Source organism: Acinetobacter sp. Swhac1, from assembly GCF_013390985.1.
Classification (GTDB): domain Bacteria; phylum Pseudomonadota; class Gammaproteobacteria; order Pseudomonadales; family Moraxellaceae; genus Acinetobacter; species Acinetobacter towneri.
In genome coordinates, this window is sequence record NZ_JACASN010000018.1 from 41,546 (window position 1) to 62,243 (window position 20,698).

At 40.5% G+C, this 20,698-nt stretch carries 18 protein-coding genes and 2 pseudogenes; 2 read left to right on the forward strand and 18 right to left on the reverse strand.

Going from position 1 to position 20,698, the window contains the following annotated elements; all coding sequences use genetic code 11:
- Positions 1-123: 123 nt before the first annotated feature.
- The 5 genes from HX743_RS10295 to alr form a co-directional block, all read right to left on the reverse strand.
- The gene (locus HX743_RS10295; protein ID WP_004973139.1) at positions 124-1,302 is read right to left on the reverse strand and encodes an acetyl-CoA C-acetyltransferase; all 1,179 of its coding nucleotides are present in this window, start codon (positions 1,300-1,302) and stop codon (positions 124-126) included.
- An 82-nt stretch (positions 1,303-1,384) separates the two neighbouring features.
- Positions 1,385-3,157 carry a class I poly(R)-hydroxyalkanoic acid synthase gene (locus HX743_RS10300; RefSeq protein WP_178319171.1) on the reverse strand — a complete coding sequence of 591 codons (1,773 nt, stop codon included), beginning with the start codon at positions 3,155-3,157 and terminating at the stop codon, positions 1,385-1,387.
- 125 nt (positions 3,158-3,282) lie between these two features.
- Positions 3,283-3,627 (reverse strand): phasin family protein, encoded by a 345-nt coding sequence (locus HX743_RS10305; protein ID WP_004973142.1) that lies wholly within the window; start codon positions 3,625-3,627, stop codon positions 3,283-3,285.
- A 50-nt stretch (positions 3,628-3,677) separates the two neighbouring features.
- A complete protein-coding gene (locus HX743_RS10310; protein WP_004973144.1) occupies positions 3,678-4,424 on the reverse strand; it encodes a beta-ketoacyl-ACP reductase in 747 nt (248 codons plus the stop codon).
- A 530-nt stretch (positions 4,425-4,954) separates the two neighbouring features.
- A complete protein-coding gene (gene alr, locus HX743_RS10315) occupies positions 4,955-6,031 on the reverse strand; it encodes an alanine racemase (protein WP_004973145.1) in 1,077 nt (358 codons plus the stop codon).
- 466 nt (positions 6,032-6,497) lie between these two features.
- On the opposite strand from alr, the pseudogene HX743_RS10320 reads away from it, so the two are divergent.
- A pseudogene (locus HX743_RS10320) lies at positions 6,498-7,064 on the forward strand (hypothetical protein).
- Between the two features lie 21 nt (positions 7,065-7,085).
- Here the strand turns inward: HX743_RS10320 and dnaB are convergent.
- The 11 genes from dnaB to ppsA all read right to left on the reverse strand — a co-directional run bounded on the left by dnaB (position 7,086) and on the right by ppsA (position 18,657).
- Positions 7,086-8,531: a replicative DNA helicase gene (gene dnaB / locus HX743_RS10325; RefSeq protein ID WP_004973149.1), complete on the reverse strand. Its 1,446-nt coding sequence runs from the start codon at positions 8,529-8,531 to the stop codon at positions 7,086-7,088.
- A 232-nt stretch (positions 8,532-8,763) separates the two neighbouring features.
- A complete protein-coding gene (gene rplI, locus HX743_RS10330) occupies positions 8,764-9,210 on the reverse strand; it encodes a 50S ribosomal protein L9 (RefSeq protein ID WP_004973150.1) in 447 nt (148 codons plus the stop codon).
- A gap of 9 nt (positions 9,211-9,219) precedes the next feature.
- Positions 9,220-9,447: a 30S ribosomal protein S18 gene (rpsR, locus tag HX743_RS10335; RefSeq protein ID WP_004719336.1), complete on the reverse strand. Its 228-nt coding sequence runs from the start codon at positions 9,445-9,447 to the stop codon at positions 9,220-9,222.
- 11 nt (positions 9,448-9,458) lie between these two features.
- A complete protein-coding gene (gene rpsF / locus HX743_RS10340; RefSeq protein WP_004973153.1) occupies positions 9,459-9,848 on the reverse strand; it encodes a 30S ribosomal protein S6 in 390 nt (129 codons plus the stop codon).
- Between the two features lie 354 nt (positions 9,849-10,202).
- Complete coding sequence (gene cyoE, locus HX743_RS10345) at positions 10,203-11,081, reverse strand: heme o synthase (RefSeq protein ID WP_004973155.1); 879 nt, start codon at positions 11,079-11,081, stop codon at positions 10,203-10,205.
- A 10-nt stretch (positions 11,082-11,091) separates the two neighbouring features.
- The gene (locus HX743_RS10350; RefSeq protein ID WP_004973158.1) at positions 11,092-11,418 is read right to left on the reverse strand and encodes a cytochrome o ubiquinol oxidase subunit IV; all 327 of its coding nucleotides are present in this window, start codon (positions 11,416-11,418) and stop codon (positions 11,092-11,094) included.
- Positions 11,418-12,035, reverse strand: coding sequence for a cytochrome o ubiquinol oxidase subunit III (gene cyoC, locus HX743_RS10355; RefSeq protein WP_004973159.1), 618 nt, complete (start codon positions 12,033-12,035; stop codon positions 11,418-11,420). Before cyoC ends, HX743_RS10350 begins: the two co-directional genes overlap by 1 nt.
- A gap of 3 nt (positions 12,036-12,038) precedes the next feature.
- Positions 12,039-14,027: a cytochrome o ubiquinol oxidase subunit I gene (cyoB, locus tag HX743_RS10360; RefSeq protein ID WP_096900904.1), complete on the reverse strand. Its 1,989-nt coding sequence runs from the start codon at positions 14,025-14,027 to the stop codon at positions 12,039-12,041.
- Positions 14,028-14,030: 3 nt separating this feature from the next.
- On the reverse strand, positions 14,031-15,104 hold the full coding sequence (gene cyoA, locus HX743_RS10365) for a ubiquinol oxidase subunit II (protein WP_004973169.1): 1,074 nt from the start codon (positions 15,102-15,104) through the stop codon (positions 14,031-14,033).
- Positions 15,105-15,406: 302 nt separating this feature from the next.
- Positions 15,407-16,204: an RDD family protein gene (locus HX743_RS10370; protein WP_004973172.1), complete on the reverse strand. Its 798-nt coding sequence runs from the start codon at positions 16,202-16,204 to the stop codon at positions 15,407-15,409.
- A 74-nt stretch (positions 16,205-16,278) separates the two neighbouring features.
- Positions 16,279-18,657, reverse strand: coding sequence for a phosphoenolpyruvate synthase (gene ppsA, locus HX743_RS10375; protein ID WP_004973175.1), 2,379 nt, complete (start codon positions 18,655-18,657; stop codon positions 16,279-16,281).
- A gap of 155 nt (positions 18,658-18,812) precedes the next feature.
- Here ppsA and HX743_RS10380 point away from each other — a divergent pair, with 155 nt between their 5' ends.
- Entirely contained in the window at positions 18,813-19,649 is an 837-nt protein-coding gene (locus HX743_RS10380) for a pyruvate, water dikinase regulatory protein (RefSeq protein ID WP_004973178.1), read from the forward strand.
- Positions 19,650-19,763: 114 nt separating this feature from the next.
- Here the strand turns inward: HX743_RS10380 and HX743_RS10385 are convergent, their stop codons facing one another.
- Together HX743_RS10385 and HX743_RS10390 are read right to left on the reverse strand one after the other, a co-directional pair.
- Positions 19,764-20,318 carry a flavoprotein gene (locus HX743_RS10385; RefSeq protein WP_178319172.1) on the reverse strand — a complete coding sequence of 185 codons (555 nt, stop codon included), beginning with the start codon at positions 20,316-20,318 and terminating at the stop codon, positions 19,764-19,766.
- A 277-nt stretch (positions 20,319-20,595) separates the two neighbouring features.
- A pseudogene (locus tag HX743_RS10390) lies at positions 20,596-20,698 on the reverse strand (IS982 family transposase); the annotation flags it as partial.

The window sequence follows — 20,698 nt, forward strand, 5'->3', positions numbered from 1 at the left end:
AGCTCTGTGTAGTTAAAAAAATAGTGGAAGCCGAAGCTCCCATTATGTCTTAACTTATTACTGGCTTTGAACAGCTATCAAATTCAATAGCTTTGACTCGTGCAATACTTTCGGCTCGGTTACTTAGTCGCGTTCAACCGCAAGTGCAACACCCATACCACCGCCGACGCAAAGCGTTGCGATGCCTTTTTTTGCATCACGGCGTTGCATTTCGTGTAGTAACGTCACAAGGATACGGCAACCAGAAGCACCAATCGGGTGACCGAGGGCAATTGCACCGCCATTCACGTTTACTTTATCTAAGTCTAAGCCTAGTTCTTTGGCAACGCCTAAAGCCTGAGCGGCAAAGGCTTCGTTAGCTTCAATCAAATCAACTTGATCTAAGCTCCAGCCTGCTTTATTCAGGGTTTTCTTTACCGCTTCAACAGGGCCAAGACCCATAATTTCAGGCTCAATACCCGACATTGCATAGGCTTTAATACGTGCTAAAGGTTGTAGACCTAAGGCTGCAGCTTTGTCTGCACTCATCATCAACACTGCTGCTGCACCATCGTTAATACCAGAAGCATTGCCTGCGGTTACGCTGCCATCTTTTTTGAACGCAGGGCGTAATTTATTCAGGCTTTCAAGGGTAGTATTGGCTTTGATGTATTCATCTTCAGCAAATACAATTGGGTCGCCTTTACGCTGTGGAATGCTTACAGCCGCAATTTCATCTTTAAATTTACCAGCCGCTTGTGCTGCAGCCGCGCGTTGTTGTGAAGTCAGTGCCAATTGGTCTTGTTCTTCACGGTTTAAACCAAGTTTTTCTACAATATTTTCTGCAGTAATACCCATGTGATATTGGTTATAGGCATCGGTTAAACCATCAGCCACCATGCTGTCGATCAACTGGGCATTCCCCATTTTTTGACAGTTTCGCAATTGCATATAGTGTGCGCTTTGTGACATTGATTCTTGACCACCAGCAACCACAATTTCTGCTTCATCACACTGAATCGCTTGTGCAGCCAAATGTACGGCACGTAAACCTGAACCACACACCACGTTAAGCGTTGATGCAGGTACTTGCACAGGAATACCTGCAGCAATTGCGGCTTGGCGTGCAGGGTTTTGTCCTACACCTGTAGTGAGTACATTGCCCATAATCACCTGATCGACTTGTTCAGGCTGTACTTTGGCACTGTCTAATACCGCACGAATTGCTGTTTGCCCCAATTGTGGTGCAGATAAAGAAGCGAGGCTACCTAAAAAGCTACCAATTGCAGTACGTTTTGCAGCAACAATGACAACATCTTTCATTTTATATCCTTAAATCTTATGTTCACGTTTCTGTGGATGCACATGATATATAGCATGTGTATTACTGATGTTATATGACTGATTAAAATAAATTTACCAAAACATAGCGACCTGGTGCTGCTTCTATTGTTGGATATTGTGCATTACCTAAGGCACGGGCAGGGAATTGTTGGCCTGCATACGGTGTAACCCAAGCCTGCCAGCGTAGCCACCAAGACTCAGGATGATACTCTGCACCATCTAGCCATTGCTTGGTATTTTCAAACTTGGCAGAGTTGGTATAGCAGCCGTATTTATTACGACTTGGCGGATTCACAATGCCTGCCACGTGTCCAGATTCACCAAGTACCAGTGTAGATTCACCGCCTAAGTAATCTGCACCACGGAAGCTTGTATCCCAAAGTGCGATATGATCTTCCTGCGTTGCAATAAAGAAGCTTGGTGTTTTGACACGAGAAAGGTTGAGTCCAACACCGTTTACTTTCACTGCGTTTGGTGAAATCAATTCATTATTCAAATACAAATTACGCAATAAGAAATTATGAATTTTGGCAGGAATATTGGTGCCGTCGCTGTTCCAATACAAAATATCGAAATCTGAAGGCTCTTTGCCTTTTAAATAGTTCTCGATGTAGTAGTTCCAGTACAGGGTATTTTCACGTAACAAACTGAACGTAACTGCCAATTGGCGACCATCAAAATAACCGAATTGATTATTTAAGGTTTCTAAACCATTAATCACAGGTTCATTAATAAATACGCCTAAGCTGCCTGGGTTTTCAAAGTCGATAATGGTTGCCATATACGTGGCAGATTTCACATGACTTTTCAGGCGTTTTGCCACGTAATAGGCTTGAGTCGCAGCAAGTAACGTACCGCCAATACAGTAGCCAATGCAGTTGGCCTCTTTTTCACCGGTAATTTCTTCAATTACACGCAAAGCTTCTACTGCACCTTGTGTAATGAGATCAGCAAAAGTCAGTTCTTTCTGTTCGGCATTTGGGTTACACCAAGACATTAAAAAGACCGTATGACCTTGCTGACGCAACCAGTTCACTAAAGAGTTTTGTTCGCGTAAATCCAGCACATAATATTTATTGATAAACGGTGGTACGACTAGAATAGGGGTTTGATATACATTTTCAGTAGTTGCTTCATATTGCAATAATTGGAAAAAGTCATTTTCAAAGACGACTGCACCAGGGGTATACGCCAAATCTTTGCCCAAGCTGAAAGAGTCGCTATTCACCATACGAATAGATAAATACTTGCCGCTGTTCATGACATCATCATGGAAAACCTGCATGCCACGGACTAAGTTTTCACCTTGTTCAGCGACGGTTTGCTGAATCACTTCTGGATTAGTCCACAGAAAGTTACTTGGAGATAACGCATTGATCATTTGACGGGTAAAGAAGTGAATGCGATAGCGAACTTTGTCTGGAACGCCTTCGACCACATCTACCATGTTTTGCACTAACTGGCTAAACAGTAAATAAGACTGCGATAACAGGTCAAAATTGGGTTGTTCTTGCCATAATGGGCTGTTAAAACGACGATCACCACTTTCAGGTTGAATGAATGGTTCGATGTCTTTTGCCACACTGCGCATCATCACATTTTGGTAGATTTGCATTTGACCTTGCCACCAGCTCCATTGCATTTCCATCAAGCGTGCTGGATTTTTAGACAAAGCTTCAAAGAACATAGACATATCTTCTTTGTTGAGCTGTGTTAAGGCGTCATTAATAGGGCTTTGCCCATAATAAAATTCTTGTAGTTTTTTCCAGATATCATCGTGGCTAGAGAAAAATTGTAATATATTTTCTTTGAATTGAAATGAGTTCTGTTTCATTTCATCGCTCCATAGCGCATGGCTTTTAGCAATCAAATTGAGTGCAAGGCTGAAACTAAAACGGGGAAAATTTCACACTTCCCCGTAACATTCGTCCTGATAACGCATGGTTTTCAGAGCAGTGTTTATTTATTATTTGGCATTGAATCGCTGACTAACTTTTCAAATTCTGCTTTGACTTCTGAAGTCAGTGTTGCTAATTTTTTGCCATCTTCAATCATTTGCTGACTGAGTTTGTTCATAGTTTCTAATTGCTTGGTGGTGCAGTTCACCATGCTTTGCATGTCTTTCACTTCGCTATTGGCAAACATTTGTGCTAAACCAATGTTGGCATAGTTGCGTGCTGCTTCTAATTGTAGGTTGGTTAAGTTAGCAAAATTTTTTGCAACTATACTGTTGAATTTAGTGTACGGTTCAAACACGTTTTTGTATTGAGCATTCATGTTTGAAAATAAGTCGCCGTATAGCATGGGTGTCACTCCAGTAAATAAACTTGTAGATTAAATGAGGTGTTACACGCTTAGTGCATGTATAAGCCGCCGTTGATTGATAAGGTTTCGCCTGTTACGTATGCAGCATGATCACTCACTAAATACATAACTGCTGCCGCAATTTCGGTAGGGGCGGCAAGACGTTGCAGAGGAATTTGTGCTTCAATGCTTTTAATTACTTCTTCGCGCATGGCTGTGACCATCGGGGTTGCGGTATAACCTGGTGCAACGACGTTCACGCAGATATTTGAACGTGCGCCTTCTTGCGCCAAAGCTTTGCTAAAGCCGATGATGCCTGCCTTAGTTGCAGAGTAGTTGGCTTGACCAAATTGACCTTTTAAACCGTTCACCGAACTAATGTTCACAATGCGACCAGACTTTTGTTCTAACATTTTGTTAAATACAGGCTGAGTCACGGTAAAAAGTGTTTTTAAGTTGGTTTCAATCACTTCAGACCACTGCGTATAGCTCATTTTTTTGAAAGTTGCATCGCGGGTAATACCAGCATTGTTGACCAACACATCTACACGACCTTCAGCATCAATTGCTTCTTGAATGGCTGCTGTAGCCGCTTCATGCTCATTTAAGTTGGTTAAAACAAAGCGCACATCACTTTCTGTAAAGCCTTCGTCTTTAAGCCATTGCTTTTCGCGATCTTCTTCTCTTGGTACAACCGTTGCAATAATTTTATAGCCTGCTGTAACCAGTTGACGGCAAATCTCACTGCCAATACCACCTAATGCACCCGTCACTAAAGCTACTTTTTGTTCAGACATATTCTTTTCCTAAGCAGAATAAGGTTATAAAAATTAAGGAGTTTTTCCTCTTTATTCTTGTTTAGAAATTAAGCGTTTTATATTTCAAAGAGGCTGCAGTTTGATGATGCTTTGAAGTCAAAAGTAAACAAATATTGGTAATAGATTATTTTCTTATCATGTGGATGCTTTTATAAATGGCTTAAATAGTCGTGAAGTCATTGATTCATCGTAGCGCGCAGCACAAACTTCTGAGAACTGGTGAAATGTGATTAATCCATGAATTTGAAGCGATGTGGCAGTTTAAAGACAGTGCGCGAGCATATTGTTTTTTCTTGAGATTTTGAGTGTGATTTTCAGCTAAATATTTGGATGACTGTAAAGCGCTAAATGCAAATGTGGGTGACCACAAATTTTTATCAATATGAATGGAAATAAAGTGAATTTAAGAAAATAAAAAGCGAAAAGAAAAATATAAGAAAGAAAAAGAGAATGGCTTAGACGATTGCATGCAGCAAAACTGCTACATGCAACAGATCGAAAAAAGAAAGTTAAATGCTGGTTGCCTTGCGCTGTGGGCGAGGGCTTAAACGACACAACAACTCATAGCCAATGGTACCATTGGCTGTGGCAACATCATCCACCAAACGGTGTTTGCCCCATAGTTCAACTTGTGTGCCTAATTCAACGTCTAAACCTGTGACATCAATGGCAATCATATCCATAGACACACGACCAAGCACAGGCGTTAATTTTGCACCAATCGCAACAAAATTTGGCTGAACAAATGTACGTGGATAACCATCGCCATAGCCAATTGAAACAATCGCAATTTGCATGGCTTGTTCTGCAGTAAAGGTTGAACCGTAGCCGACGTGTTCGCCTGCATCAATTTCATTTAGTGCGATCACTTCTGCGCTTAAAGTCATCACAGGCTTTAAGTCGAGTGTATGCACATTATGTGCGGCAAAAGGCGTTGCACCGTAAAGCATAATGCCTGGGCGTACATAATCAAAATGCAATTCGGGATAACGATAGATTGCAGCAGAGTTGCAGCAAGAAGCAAGAATAGGGCTGCAATTGTCTTTGACATGCAAAAATTGTGCGACTTGTTGATCATTCAAAGCATGGTCGCCATCGGCATTGGCAAAATGCATGGTCAACACACAGGTAAAACCTTCGGCTTTGAGCATGTGAATCACATCAATAATTTCAGGAATTTTAAAACCTAAACGATTCATGCCGCTGTTGAGTTTGACCCAGACTTTTAAGCCTTGTGCGATATAATCAGCTTTATGTTGTAGTAGCCAATCGAGCTGTGCTTGATGATGCACTACACATTCCAATTTGTGTGCCAACACACTTTGCATTTCATCGGCAGAAAAAACACCTTCAATCAGGGTGATGGGCTGCGTATATCCCAATTCACGAATTTCTAAGGCTTCTTCAACGCAAGCGACACCAAAGGCATCGCTGTCTTTTAAAGCTGCTAAGCAGTCTTTTACACCATGTCCGTAAGCATTGGCCTTGACCATGCTAACAATTTTTGCTGTTGGGGCAAGTTGTTTGACACGGTTTAAATTATATTGCAGTGCCTGACTGTCAATATAAACTGTTGCTTGGCGCACCCTAAATACTCCTTGGGAATGACAATTGGTAATTTGTGTTAGATACACTGTGGAGTGATAAATAAATACTAAAAATAGTTCTATTTAAAAATATTCACTATTGTAGACCTATCAACCTCAAATAGACATGAACATTTAAGTTTTTGATCATAAATTAATTTAAGATCGAAAAATCTATTAGGTTATTGATTGCAAATAATTTGTAAAAGTTTCAGACTTTATTTTTCATATAAAACTATACGTTCTAAAAGCTATTATGGTGTTAGATGCTCTCACTCAGGAAATTCTAAACTGTACGAGTTATGGCAAGATTCAGATGATTGTGGAGAGTGGGTTCGTAATTTAAATGAACTCAAAGAGAGATTAAACAATGCATTTTAAACTTGGATATGTTGAATAAATAATGAAAATATTTTGTTATCTGGGATGGAGTACTTTATTTTTTTGTCAGTCAGTTATGGCTTGTATGCCACATTCACCCAATGACGTTTTTATTGCCCGTTACCAAGGTTCACTGGCAGTACAGGAGAGTTCAGACTTCATTTTTGAACTCAGTTCAGGTCAATTTATTTTTCGCTCAATACTAGATGAGGTTAAATATAAAAAGCCTACTCAATGGTACAGTGGATTTTCAGGTAAAAGTACAGCTAAAAACCAATTAATTATTGGTTTAGCTTATGCACCAGATGGTGCTAAACCCCAGCAATATCAAGTAGTTTCATTTGCAACATTAAACTGTAAGAATGACCAGCTTGTTTTATCTAAACCGATTGTCCCATTTTTAGCTTGGAATAAGCAGACCTCAAATTGTTCTACAGTCGATAGATCAGAGGTTGGGATTTTAGATGGTTTTATAGACTATGATCAGACACATTATTTGGCGCAACTGCAACAAAAGTATCCGACATGCAAGCAATTAAATAAAGCATTTCCATCACTTGAAATGGAAGAAAATAGTCAAGATTAGAATTTACTCTCAAGTTGGAAACTATGGTGGGCAAAGTTAATAAGTCAGATTAAAACATGGTTTTAATAAAAAAGAGCAATGCAAGCATTACTCTTCATCATCATACTGAGCATAATACTCAGGAGATAAGTTACTAAAACGCGTATATTGCCCTTCAAAAGCAAGACGTACCGTACCAATTGGGCCGTTACGCTGTTTACCAATAATAATTTCGGCAGTACCTGCTTCTTTAGATTCTTTATTGTAAACTTCGTCGCGGTAAATAAACATGATTAAATCCGCATCCTGCTCAATTGCACCAGATTCACGCAAGTCAGACATCACAGGGCGTTTATTAGGTCGGTTCTCTAATGAGCGGTTGAGCTGTGACAAAGCAATCACAGGGCAGTTCATCTCTTTGGCCAAGGCTTTTAAGCTACGTGAAATTTCTGAGATTTCGCCGACACGGTTATCGCCCATGCCTGGGACTTTCATTAACTGCAAATAATCGACCATGATACAGCCAATTTTACCGCCATGTTGTTTGGCAATGCGTCGCGCACGTGCACGTACTTCCGTAGGCGGCAGGGCAGATGAGTCATCAATATACAAATGCTTTTCTTGCAGTTGTAAAATCGTGCCTGTGACTTTTGACCATTCATCGCCACTGAGTTTACCTGAACGTAAATTCCCTTGATGCACTTTGCCGTATGCAGAAATTAAACGCATTGCGATTGAGTCTGCAGGCATTTCCATAGAGTAGACAAGGGCAGGCAAATCATTGTTAAACAAAACACTTTCGACCAAGTTCATGGCAAAGGTGGTTTTACCCATAGATGGACGCGCAGCGACAATAATCAAGTCACCCGCTTGCATGCCCGAAGTTTTATTATCTAACTCCACAAAGCCTGTGGTTAAGCCTGTGATGTTACCTTCCATTTTAGAAAGTTCATCAAGTTTGTCGAATACATCGGCAACCACACTCGAAATGGCTTTTGGGCCTTGTGCTTTGGCATTGTTATTATGTTGTTCGGCAATTTGGAAAATATTGGTTTCAGCCAAATCTAAAATTTCACTGACACTACGCCCTTTGGTGTCATAGGCATTTTGTAAAATTTCAGAACTGACTTTAATCATGTTTCTGAGGGTCGAGAATTCTTTAATTTTCGTGGCATAGGTTTCTAGGTTATAAAAACTAGAAGGCGAGTCTGCCATGAGCTGCATTAAGTATTCTTCCCCGCCTGCAGCTTCAAGTAAATTTTGTTTAATCAGCCAGTCATTCACCAATACGGCATCATAAGGTGAGTTTTCTTTAGACAAAGAATCAATGGCGCGGAAAATATATTTGTGGCGTGTCGCGTAAAAATCAGATTCTTGTAGCACATCACCCACTTGTTCAAAAGATTCGGCCACAGTCATTAACGCAGCCAAAACAGCTTGTTCGATGGCTAAGTTATGCGGTGGGGTACGAAACTCTTTAAGCGGGCTGTTCTCATTTGGTTTTAGATCAGACTTTGCAGTATGTTGCTTTGCGCTAGCAGTCGCCTGTGACATATAAATCCCTGATTTTTAAAACAGTAAATGCTGAATAATGCACGGGGATAGAATTTGAAACTCATATTCTTTCCACTTCCCGATGATACGCCCTCTAGAAAAAAAAGCGAGTAGATTTTGGCGAAGGATAAGTCAAAGCGTGCAGGACGATTTAGGAAAATTGTACTAATCGTATATTCTAAAGACAAAAAAAGAGCATGCGATTAGGCATGCTCTTTTCTTTTGCAGCAAATTACTCAGATACGATAGTAACGAGAACTTCAGCAACAACATCATGGTGCAATTGGATTGCGATGTTGAATTCACCAGTGTGACGAAGCGCACCGTTTGGTAAACGAACTTCTGCACGGTCAACTTCAAGACCAGCATTCGTTAACGCGTCAGCGATGTCACGAGTACCGATAGAACCGAAAAGTTTACCTTCATCACCAGCTTTAGCAGTGATTACGATGTTAACTTCGTTCAATTGGTCAGCACGTGCTTGAGCAGCAGCTAAAATTTCAGCTTCTTGCTTCTCAAGTTCAGCACGACGAGCTTCAAATGCAGCAGTGTTTGCTTCAGTTGCAGCAACTGCTTTACCTTGAGGGATCAAGTAGTTACGGCCGTAACCAGCTTTAACTGAAACTTTATCGCCTAATTTACCAAGGTTCTTAATGCGTTGTAATAAGATAATATCCACAGCTCAACCTCACTTATGATTGTCAGTGTAAGGGATCAACGCTAAGTAGCGAGCTTGTTTAATAGCAAGCGCTAATTGACGTTGGTAACGAGCTTTAGTACCTGTAATACGGCTAGGAACAATCTTGCCATTTTCAGTGATGTACTGTTTTAGTGTATCGATATCTTTGTAGTCGATGTACGTAACGTTCTCAGCTGTAAAGCGGCAGAACTTGCGACGACGGTAAAAACGTGCCATTGATGTTCTCCTTAAGCTTCAGCAGAGTCTTGGTTAGCGTGTTGTGCTTCTTCACGTTGAGCTTTACGCGCACGTTTTTCTTCAGCACTCTTAGCCAATAATGACTCTTCAGTGATAGCGTTTTCACGACGGATGATCAAGCTACGAAGGATCGCGTCGTTATAACGGAACAATTCTTCTAACTCGTCAAGCGTAGTTTGACCACATTCAACGTTCATAAGAATGTAGTGCGCTTTGTGAATTTTGTTAATTGGGTAAGCCAATTGACGACGGCCCCAATCTTCTAAACGGTGAATTTGACCTTCAGCTTCTTTGATGTGAGTTAGGTAACGTTCTACCATACCCACAACTTGATCGCTTTGGTCTGGGTGTACCAAAAGTACGATTTCGTAGTGACGCATTGTCAGCTCCTTACGGTTTATGCAGCCCCTGACTAAATTGAGCCAGAAGCAAGGAGTCACAACCGAAGTTGTGTCGCAAAATTGCGAAGCGTGAATTTTAGAGCTTTTACCAAGTAAATTCAAGGCTTGGTCTAAGAAAAGATCGGCTTGGGTAAAAAGGGAATGTAATATTTTGCATCTATGATTGGAATTTAAATTTTATGCTTTGTATTTGTATGTCACTAACTTTTAGAGTGTTTAATGCAAAAATTATTAAGGACGAATAATTCAAAGACAGATAAATTGTTATTATTTAAATATTGAAGTGTGGAGAGGGTAGGCACTCCATTAAAAGATAGAGCTAAACTCTATCTTTTAAAAAAGTATGATTTGCGTGCTTGGTGCGGTTGCTGTAAAGCTAAAACATAAACTCACAACAGTAATTAAAATAACCGAAAATAGGAAAAAGCGTTTTGCCCATAATTGATCATTTTCTGCTTTGAAGCCAATGACGCCAATATAGAACCAATAAATACAAAGTGCATTCAAAATAACCAGATATAGCCAGTTTGCATAACCAAATACAAACAGTCCATTCATGGCAACGGTAAATAACACCACATAAATTAGTGATTCAATTTTCGTTCGTAAAATTGAACGAGCAACTGGCAAAATTGGAATCCCCGCATTTTTGTAATCATCAAAACGGTAAATTGCAATCGCCCAAGAGTGGGGCATTTGCCAAAGTGCATAACCTAAAAAGATAAGTAGTGCAGCTAAGTCAAATTGATTTGCAACAGCGGTATAACCAATGACAGGTGGGCTTGCGCCTGAAATACTGCCAATAATGGTTTGATGAATTGTTGTGCGTTTGGTCCATAGACTGTAAAAGCCGACATAAACCACGAAACCAATCAGTGCAAAAAGAAAAGCGTATGCGTTAACTCCAAACCATAAAATGCTAAAACCAATTATGCCCAATACCACTGAATAAATCAGCGCAATAGGAACAGAAACAGTTTTTTTCACTAAAGCACGGTTTTGTGTGCGTTGCATTTTTTGGTCGATGTCTTGGTCAATAATATTGTTGACCACACATCCTGAGGCGACAACAAGCGTTGTACCAAGCAGAGTAAGCAGTAGGAGAAGGAAATCTACAGAACCTTGGGCAGCTACAAAGTAGCCACCCAAAGTGGTAATAAAATTACCAAAGAGAATTCCTGGCTTTGTCAGGAATAAATACTTTTTCAGCATGACAACCAGTTTAGATCATCATGTTGTAGTGTAGGTAGTTCATGATCCATACAGAACCAACCAAAAGGATGGCAATGGTCAGAATGGTATACACGAATGCAATCACGTTCCAACGTTGCTCTGAAGAAGAATTCATATGCAAGAAATAAATTAATTGAATAAGAATCTGAGCAACTGCTGTAATCGAAATAACAGTAATCAAAATACCACGGCCAAAACCACCTGCCATAACCATACCAAAAGGAATAATGGTAAGGATAACAGAAAGGATAAAGCCAATCGTATATTGCTTAGTGTTACCGTGTGATGCACCAGCAGAGTTGTGATCGTGACTCATTAGAGAACTCCCATCAAGTAAACTACGCTGAATACACAGATCCAAACGATGTCAAGGAAGTGCCAGAACAAGCTTAGGCAAGCTAAACGACGCATGTTCGGAATAGTCAAACCATATTTCTTGATTTGAACCATTAACACGATCATCCAAACTAAACCTGAAGTTACGTGAATACCGTGCGTACCAACCAAAGTAAAGAACGCAGATAAGAACGCACTCGCACTTGGACCATGTCCAGCGTGAACTAAATGGTTGAACTCATAAAGTTCCATACCAATAAAGATCGCACCGAAAACCCAAGTCACGCCTAACCAAGTTAGAACTTTAGCAACATCTTTCTTGTAAGCAGCTAAAACGGCAAAACCGAAAGTTACAGAAGAAATCAACAGGGCAAAAGTTTCTGTTAAAACGAAGCCTAATGACTCGCCAAACAAATCTTTAGCTGTTGGAGTGCCTACTGGAACGTGGCTACTTAATACAGCGAACGCGATGAAAAGTGTACCAAAAATTACAAGGTCACTCATCAAGTAGGTCCAGAAACCAAAGACGGTGATGTCTGTATCATCGTGGTGATGATCATCATGTCCGTGGTTGTCGTGATGAAGTACTTCAGCCATGTCTTAGTCCTTCTTCAAGTGTTTTTCAAGGATCGCATAGCGTTCGTTTTCAATACGCTCAACTTCAGCAGCAGGAACATAGTAGTCCACTTTCTTCGTGAAAGAACTCACGATGAAGCTGATGATTGCCGCAATGAACGTAACGATTGCTAGCCACCAAATATGCCAGATTAATGCGAAGCCCATAGTTGTAATAAACATTGCAATTATGAAGCCAGCTGCACGGTTAGTTGGCATATGGACATCTTCATACTTAGTTGGACGAGCGTATGCAACACCATTTTCTTTGTCAGTCCAGAAAGTATCAATACCATTGATCTTTGGAAGGTGAGCAAAGTTATAGAACGGTGCTGGAGAAGAAGTAGCCCACTCAAGCGTACGGCCATCCCATGGATCTCCAGTAAGGTCTAAGCGTTGGTTGCGTTGTAGGAAGCCAACCACAATCTGCATAACGAAGCAGAATAGACCAATAGCAATTAACACAGAACCGAAGAACGCAATTGCCAAGTATGGATCCCATTCTGGGTTGTCATATGTATTCAAACGACGAGTCATACCCATGAAACCAAGGATATAAAGTGGCATGAATGCAAAGTAGAAACCGAAGAACCAGAACCAGAATGCTGCTTTACCCCAAGTCTCATTCAGTCTCCAACCAAACATTTTTGGCCAGTAGTAAATGATACCTGCGAACATCGCGAATACTACACCACCAATAATTACGTTATGGAAGTGAGCAATTAGGAATAAAGAGTTGTGTACAAGGAAGTCCGCTGGTGGAACTGCCATTAATACACCTGTTAAACCACCGATACCAAAAGTCACAAGGAAGCCAAGTGTCCAAAGCATTGGGGTAGTGTAGGTAATACGACCCTTGTACATGGTGAATAACCAAGAGAAGATTTTCACACCAGTAGGAATCGCAATAATCATGGTCATGATACCGAAGAACGCGTTAACGTTGGCACCTGCACCCATGGTAAAGAAGTGGTGAACCCATACAACAAGTGATAACACACCAATTGCAACAGTTGCGTACACCATTGATTTGTAACCGAACAATGTTTTGCGAGCAAAAGTCGCAGTTACTTCTGAGTAAATACCAAATGCTGGTAATACTAAGATATAAACTTCTGGGTGACCCCATGTCCAAATCAAGTTTACATACAACATTGGGCTACCACCCATGTCGTTCGTAAAGAAGTGGAAACCGAAGTAACGGTCAAGCGTTAACATTGCAATTGTCGCAGTTAAAACTGGGAATGTTGCAATGATAAGTACCGCAGTAACTAATGTTGTCCAAGTGAAAACAGGCATGTCCATAAGTTTCATGCCAGGCGCACGCATTTTGATGATGGTAACGAAGAAGTTAACACCAGTAAGAAGCGTACCTAGACCAGAAACCTGAAGTGCCCAAATATAGTAGTCAACACCAACACCTGGAGAATATTCGATACCAGATAGAGGAGGATAAGCCATCCAACCTGTAGCAGCGAATTCACCTAATGCAAGTGAAACCATCATTAAACCTGCAGCACCAGCGAATAACCAGAAGCTTAAAGAGTTTAATAACGGGAAGGCTACGTCACGAGCACCAATCTGTAATGGTACAGAGATGTTCATTAAGCCAACAACAAGACCCATTGCCACGAAGAAGATCATGATCACACCGTGTGCGGTGAAAATCTGGTCATAGTGTTCTGGGTGTAAATAGCCTTCACCACCACCTTTCGCAAGGAACTGTTGAAGACGCATCATGATCGCATCTGCGAAGCCACGAAGTAACATGACTACAGATACAAAGATATACATGATACCAATTTTTTTATGGTCTACAGATGTGAACCATTCGTTCCACAAGTAGCCCCATTTTTTGAAGTAGGTAATACCAGCAATCGCTGCAAGACCACCTAAGATCATCGCTGCAACAGTTACCAATACGATTGGATCGTAAGGAATTGCATCTGGACCTAACTTACCTAATAAGCTCATGTCTTATTCCCCTTGAGAAGCAGTCGCATGTTCAACTGCTACATGAGTTTCAGAAGCAGGCGCTTCACCAGCCACTACAGGAGCTGAATGGTCAGCACCATGGTAGTTACTCATATAGTTATTGATCACTGATTCAAACAAGCCTTGCTCAACAGAAGAGTAATAAGTCACAGGATGTGGCTGAGTCTTATATGGACCTTCTTTTAAAGCCGTTGCAGCAAGTTTTTTCTCTAATTCAGTTTTGGCGTTACGAACCATTGCATCAATTTGTTTCTGTGAACGGTTACCGTCACGTAAAGAAGCAAATTCAGCTTGATCTAAAACTGTTTTTTGAACAGCTTGAGGATTGATAGTCGTACCTTGACCTGCTTTAACAGCTGTTACCCATTGCTCAAAATCAGCTTGAGTTACAGAGTGAGCTTTAAAGCGCATTTGCGAGAAACCATAACCTGAGTAGTTAGATGAGAAACCACGGAATTCGCCCGTGTTGTCTGCTAAAACGTTCAAGTGAGTTTGCATACCCGCCATTGCATAAATCTGACCAGATAATGCAGGGATAAAGAACGAGTTCATTGTGAAGTTAGATGTTAAACGTAAGCTTACAGGCGTTTGCTCTGGGAAGCGTAATTCGTTAACAGTAGCAATGTTCTGTTCTGGGTAGATGAAGATCCATTTAAATTGTTCAGCAATAACTTGAACAGTTAAAGGAGCTTTTTCGGATTCTAGCGGACGGTAAGGGTCGTACTTGTGGGAACCCCACCAAGTTAACCAAGCTAAAATACAAATAATAATAACAGGTATACCCCATACTACAATTTCAATTGCAGTAGAGTGTGACCATGTTGGTTGATAGTCTGCGTCTTTATTCGATGCGCGATATTTCCAACCGAACCACAATGCCATAATTGCAGATGGAATAACCACCAATAGCATTAGGTAAATCGCAGTCATCATCAGGTTACTTTGACCTGCTGCAACTGGACCTTTTGAGTTCAGAAGTACTAAATCACCGCCACACCCAGTTAAGAGTGCAGCCATCGTAGATAAAGACAATACAGCTAAAATCGTTTGTCTCATTTTACAACCTCGGTGAAGAGTCCCATTCCCTAATTTAATATGGGATAGCGATTAAAGTGTCGCATGATTAAAAAGACATCAAAAAAGATGAAAAAGTCTTCTTAATCATCGGACACCGCTACGTTGTAGGGCATTATGCCTGATATCGACAAACTAAGCTACACATAAAGCGGCTTTAAGTGGAGGGAATAAAAACCAATTTTTATACTCGGAATTATTTGTGTTAATTTTAATTTATTTATATTTATCAATATTATAAGAAAAAAGGGATGATCAATCATCCCTGAATAAATAAAATCAAATTATTGCTTTACGACTTTGGTTTTGGCGAGTTTATCGTGCAAAGCCTGTCGTTTTGCACCAAATGCAAAGCCATAATCTAAAATTGTGATGAAGGGCATAAACATCATATTCAAAATAATGAAAATGATAGAGCGAATAGTAAACACACGCATTAGGCTGACTTTTTCATCGGTTTCAGCATCGACAATCTTAATTTTAGTCAGACGTTTGCCAATACTTTGTCCAGTTTTAGCCAGCAGGAAGGCTTGTATGCCCAGCATAATCAATAAATAAATTGCCACCGCTTGCCAAGCTTGCATTGGAATGAGCTGAAAGAGTTCAGTTTGCAATTGCATGGCTTGATCAGACGTTGTCGCTGCCTGCATTTTTTGTTGTAAACCAGACAATTGTTCAAACTGGTCCGCATTTAAGAAAAAAGAGGGAAGTGCTGCTGCAGGCAACCATAACAACATGTCTATAATTTTGGCTAAAGCACGTTGGTTAATGCTCGCCAATTCATTTTTTGTTGCCTGTGTTCTTGAATTTGATGATGCTGAGCTTGGTCGTGATGTGTTTGTAGCCGTGTAATCTGTATTTTGAAAAGGTGAATGTTCAGGGGCAGGTGGTGTGCTGACGTAGCCTTGTGGTTCATATACAAGTTTACCTTGGGTGAGTTCACCTAAAGCTTTCCATTCGCTCATGCCTTGGTGCCAAGCCAAATCTGTCAGCAACACTTGTTGGCTGGCGAGCATTTGGTTGAGCTGCTCTAAGGTGTATGGCCCAGCTTGTTGATTATTTCGTGCCAAGTAAATTTGCATAAATATAAAATCTCAAAAAATGAATTTGAAAAAAAACCCACGCAGGTGCATGGGTTTTCTTTTAACACGTTTTACTACGCTTGTTGAGCTTTTTCTTCAGAAAGGAAGAACCAAGTGTCTAAAACTGAGTCTGGGTTTAAAGATACAGATTCAATACCTTGTTCCATTAACCAACGTGCAAGGTCAGGGTGATCTGAAGGGCCTTGACCACAGATACCGACATATTTACCTGCTTTACGGCATGCGTGAATTGCCATAGAAAGTAATGCTTTCACTGCAGGGTCACGTTCATCGAACAGGTGAGAAACAATGCCTGAGTCACGGTCTAAACCAAGTGTTAACTGAGTTAAGTCATTTGAGCCGATAGAGAAACCATCGAAGTGCTCAAGGAATTGTTCAGCCAACAATGCGTTGGTTGGTAATTCACACATCATGATCACTTTCAGACCATTTTCACCACGTTTTAAACCATTCAGCGCAAGCAATTCGATCACACGTTTTGCTTCAGCAACGGTACGTACAAATGGAATCATAATTTGTACGTTGGTTAAGCCCATTTCGTCACGTACTTTTTTCAAGGCACGACATTCAAGCTCGAAGCAGTCACGGAAATTGTCAGACACATAACGACTTGCACCACGGAAGCCCAACATTGGGTTTTCTTCTTCTGGCTCATATAACTTACCACCAATTAAGTTTGCGTATTCGTTTGATTTGAAGTCAGACATACGCACAATCACTGGTTTGTCAGCGAATGCAGCAGCAAGGGTAGAAATACCTTCAACCAATTTTTCTACATAGAATTCGATTGGCGATGAATAGCCCGCAGTACGCGCCATAACTGCTGCACGTGTTTCACGTGGTAAGCTGTCAATATTAAGCAATGCTTTAGGATGCACACCAATCATACGGTTGATGATGAATTCTAAACGTGCAAGACCAATCCCTTCGTTTGGAATTTGAGCAAAGTCAAATGCGCGGTCTGGGTTACCAACGTTCATCATGATTTTGAACGGAAGTTTAGGCATAGATTCGATTGAGTTCTTTTGAACTTCAAAATCTAAAGCACCTTCATAAATGAAACCTGTGTCGCCTTCGGCGCAAGAAACTGTAACTTCCTGACCATCAGTCAAAACTTCAGTTGCATTACCACAACCTACAATTGCAGGTACGCCTAATTCACGGGCAATAATTGCAGCGTGACAAGTACGACCACCGCGGTTAGTGACAATTGCAGCAGCACGTTTCATCACTGGTTCCCAGTCTGGATCAGTCATGTCTGAAACAAGAACGTCACCTTCCTGAACTTTGTCCATTTCTTTAATAGACGTTACAACGCGGACTCTACCAGAACCGATACGCTGACCAATTGAACGACCTTCACAAATGACCGTACCTTTTTGTTTCAATAGGTAGCGTTCCATAGTACCGACGTTTTCACGGCTTTTTACAGTTTCAGGACGTGCTTGAACGATGTAGATTTGACCGTCATCACCATCTTTTGCCCATTCAATATCCATAGGCGCTTGATAATGTTCTTCAATAATTAACGCTTGTTTCGCTAATTCTTGTAGTTCGTGATCATTTAAAGAGAACTGTTGGCGATCTTGTTTTTCAACATCGACCACAACTACAGATTTACCAGCCGCGCCTTCTTCACCATAAATCATTTTTTGGTGTTTAGAGCCAAGGTTACGACGTAAAACTGAGTGTTTGCCTGCTTTTAATAAAGGCTTAGAAATATAGAATTCATCTGGGTTAACTGCACCCTGAACCACCATTTCACCCAAACCATAAGAAGCAGTAATGAATACAGCATCACGGAAACCAGATTCTGTATCTAGGGTAAACATTACACCAGCAGCGCCAGTTTCTGAACGTACCATACGTTGTACGCCTGCAGACAAAGCAACGACATCGTGGTCAAAGTTTTGGTGTACACGGTAAGAAATCGCGCGGTCGTTGTACAAAGATGCAAAAACTTCTTTAATGGCAATTAATACGTTGTCAATGCCACGGATGTTTAGGAATGTTTCTTGCTGACCTGCGAAAGATGCGTCTGGTAGATCTTCTGCAGTTGCAGATGAACGAACGGCAACCGCGATGTTTGGGTTGCCGTTAGAGAGTGCTTCAAAAGCAACTCGGATTTCTTGTTCTAGTGATGCAGTAAGCGGAGTGTCGACAATCCATTGACGAATTTTTGCACCAGTTTCAGCAAGCGCATTCACGTCATCTACATTGAGTGTTTTTAGCTCTGCTTGAATTTTAGCGTTTAGGCCACTTTGCTCGAGAAATTCACGATAAGCAGCAGCTGTTGTTGCAAAGCCACCTGGTACCGATACACCAGCATTAGATAAGTGGCTGATCATTTCGCCCAAAGATGAGTTTTTCCCACCCACGAGCTCAACATCGTGTTTCCCTAATTTTTCCAGACCAATTACGCGCGCTTCCAAAGTTGTTACTCCACTTTTGCAGTATTAATCACTATCTTGTCATGAAATTATAATAAATCTACTTAGCAATTTGGTTTTACTAAGCGACAGTCATGTAAGATCGGTTTACTATAAAGATTATATAGCACTAAGACAAATGTTTAAGGAGAATTTTAATGTCAGATGGTAAACAAATTAAGCGGAGTGTTTTTTTTATTTCCGATGGAACTGCAATTACGGCTGAAACCCTTGGACATTCACTCTTAGCGCAATTTCCAAATGTGGACTTTGATATTCATATTCATCCTTATATTACGTCTGAAGAAGCGGCTATGAATGTGGTGGCAGAGATTAATGCCCGAGCACAAATTGATGGTCAATTACCTTTGGTGTTTGATACCTTGGTTGACCAATATGTGCGTGACATTATCAACACTGCCAAAGCAATTAATTTAGATGTATTTGAAGGCTTAATTAGTAAGCTTTCTGAAGAGTTAGGAACACCACCAACCACTTTGGTCGGGCAGACGCATGCCGTAACAGATTCTGAATCTTACAAGGCACGTATTGATGCGGTGCATTTTGCCTTAGATAACGATGATGGCGCACGTACACGCCATTACGACAAGGCCGATCTGATTCTGATTGGGGTGTCGCGTTCGGGTAAAACGCCAACTTCCATCTACCTTTCTTTACAGTTCGGGATTCGTGTGGCGAACTATCCATTGACTGAAGAAGACCTCGATGACAACCGTTTGCCAGCCGTATTAAAGCCGCATAAACATAAGTTATTTGGCTTGATGATTGATGCTGAACGCCTTGTGGCAATTCGTACTGAACGTAAAGCCAATAGCCGTTATGCAAGTTTTAATCAATGCCAAATGGAATTGCGTGCGATTGAAGGTATTTATATTTCAGAAGGGATTAAATATTTAAATGTTTCAGAAATGTCGATTGAAGAAATTTCAACACGTGTTTTACAAATGACAGGTTTAAAACGTCGTATTGGTTAATGAAACTATATGTATTAAAAGAGCCAAAATTTTATTTTGGCTCTTTTTTATTGGATTTAAATAGAATAAAAATCAAGCTACTATTTATTTAAATGATAATGCTTTTAGTGTGACTTAAAATGTAGTGATAATGGTATCAATTGGATGTTCTTGTCCATCAATACTATGCACGCTATGTGCACAGACTTTGACAATTGGCCAAGTAATCAAATGGCAATTTTCGCGTTGTAAAGCTGAATAATAATGATCAGATTTAAAATAGCGTTGATGTGTATCTGCAATGTTTGGTGTGAGTTGACGTTTAAGCCACGTGTCTTTGACTTGAGCATCTAAAAAGCGTAAAGCCAAAATATTTTTGACGCGGTTATTAAACAAACGTCGATTTTTAAACACCAAAGGATGGCTAATTAGGCGATGGATGCCACGTTCTGTACTTGGTAGGACAAAATGCGGTGCAATTTGAAAGACTTGAACAGATCTTGCTTGCTGACAAATTCTATCGAGTTGTGCCACGCTGTCCTGATTTGCACCAATAACTGCAACGCGTAAACCTGTGAAGTCATGCTGTTTGATTTCAGTTGCAGGAATGCATTCGCCTTGGAATTCTTGAAAATCTGCCAAGCAGTTTTGAAAAGCGTGTCTATGTACGTCGTGTTTAGGACTGACCATGCTGAATCTCTTGATATATTCATTTTATAAATTAGAACATTTACTCTATTTTGTTGGGGCGGTACTGTTTGGTAAAGTCTTTTGTGCAGGCGAGCCAGTCATTCCTAAAGATTGAAAATTAATTCAACTGAGATTACTGAGATTTAAGCGAAAGAGAACAAGAAAACGGATTTAAGTTATTTATTTTAAATGTTTTTAATTGATGAAACCTTGTAGCTCAATAGAACTACAAGGTCGGAGCTAATTAAGTATCTAACCTGAGTTCGATGAAATCCATTTAGCCTTTTAGCATATTTTGGAAAGTTGGCTTATTGGGATTCAAACAATAAGCCACTACAGCAGCCATGATATTCACCATGAAGTTATTTACCGAACGATGA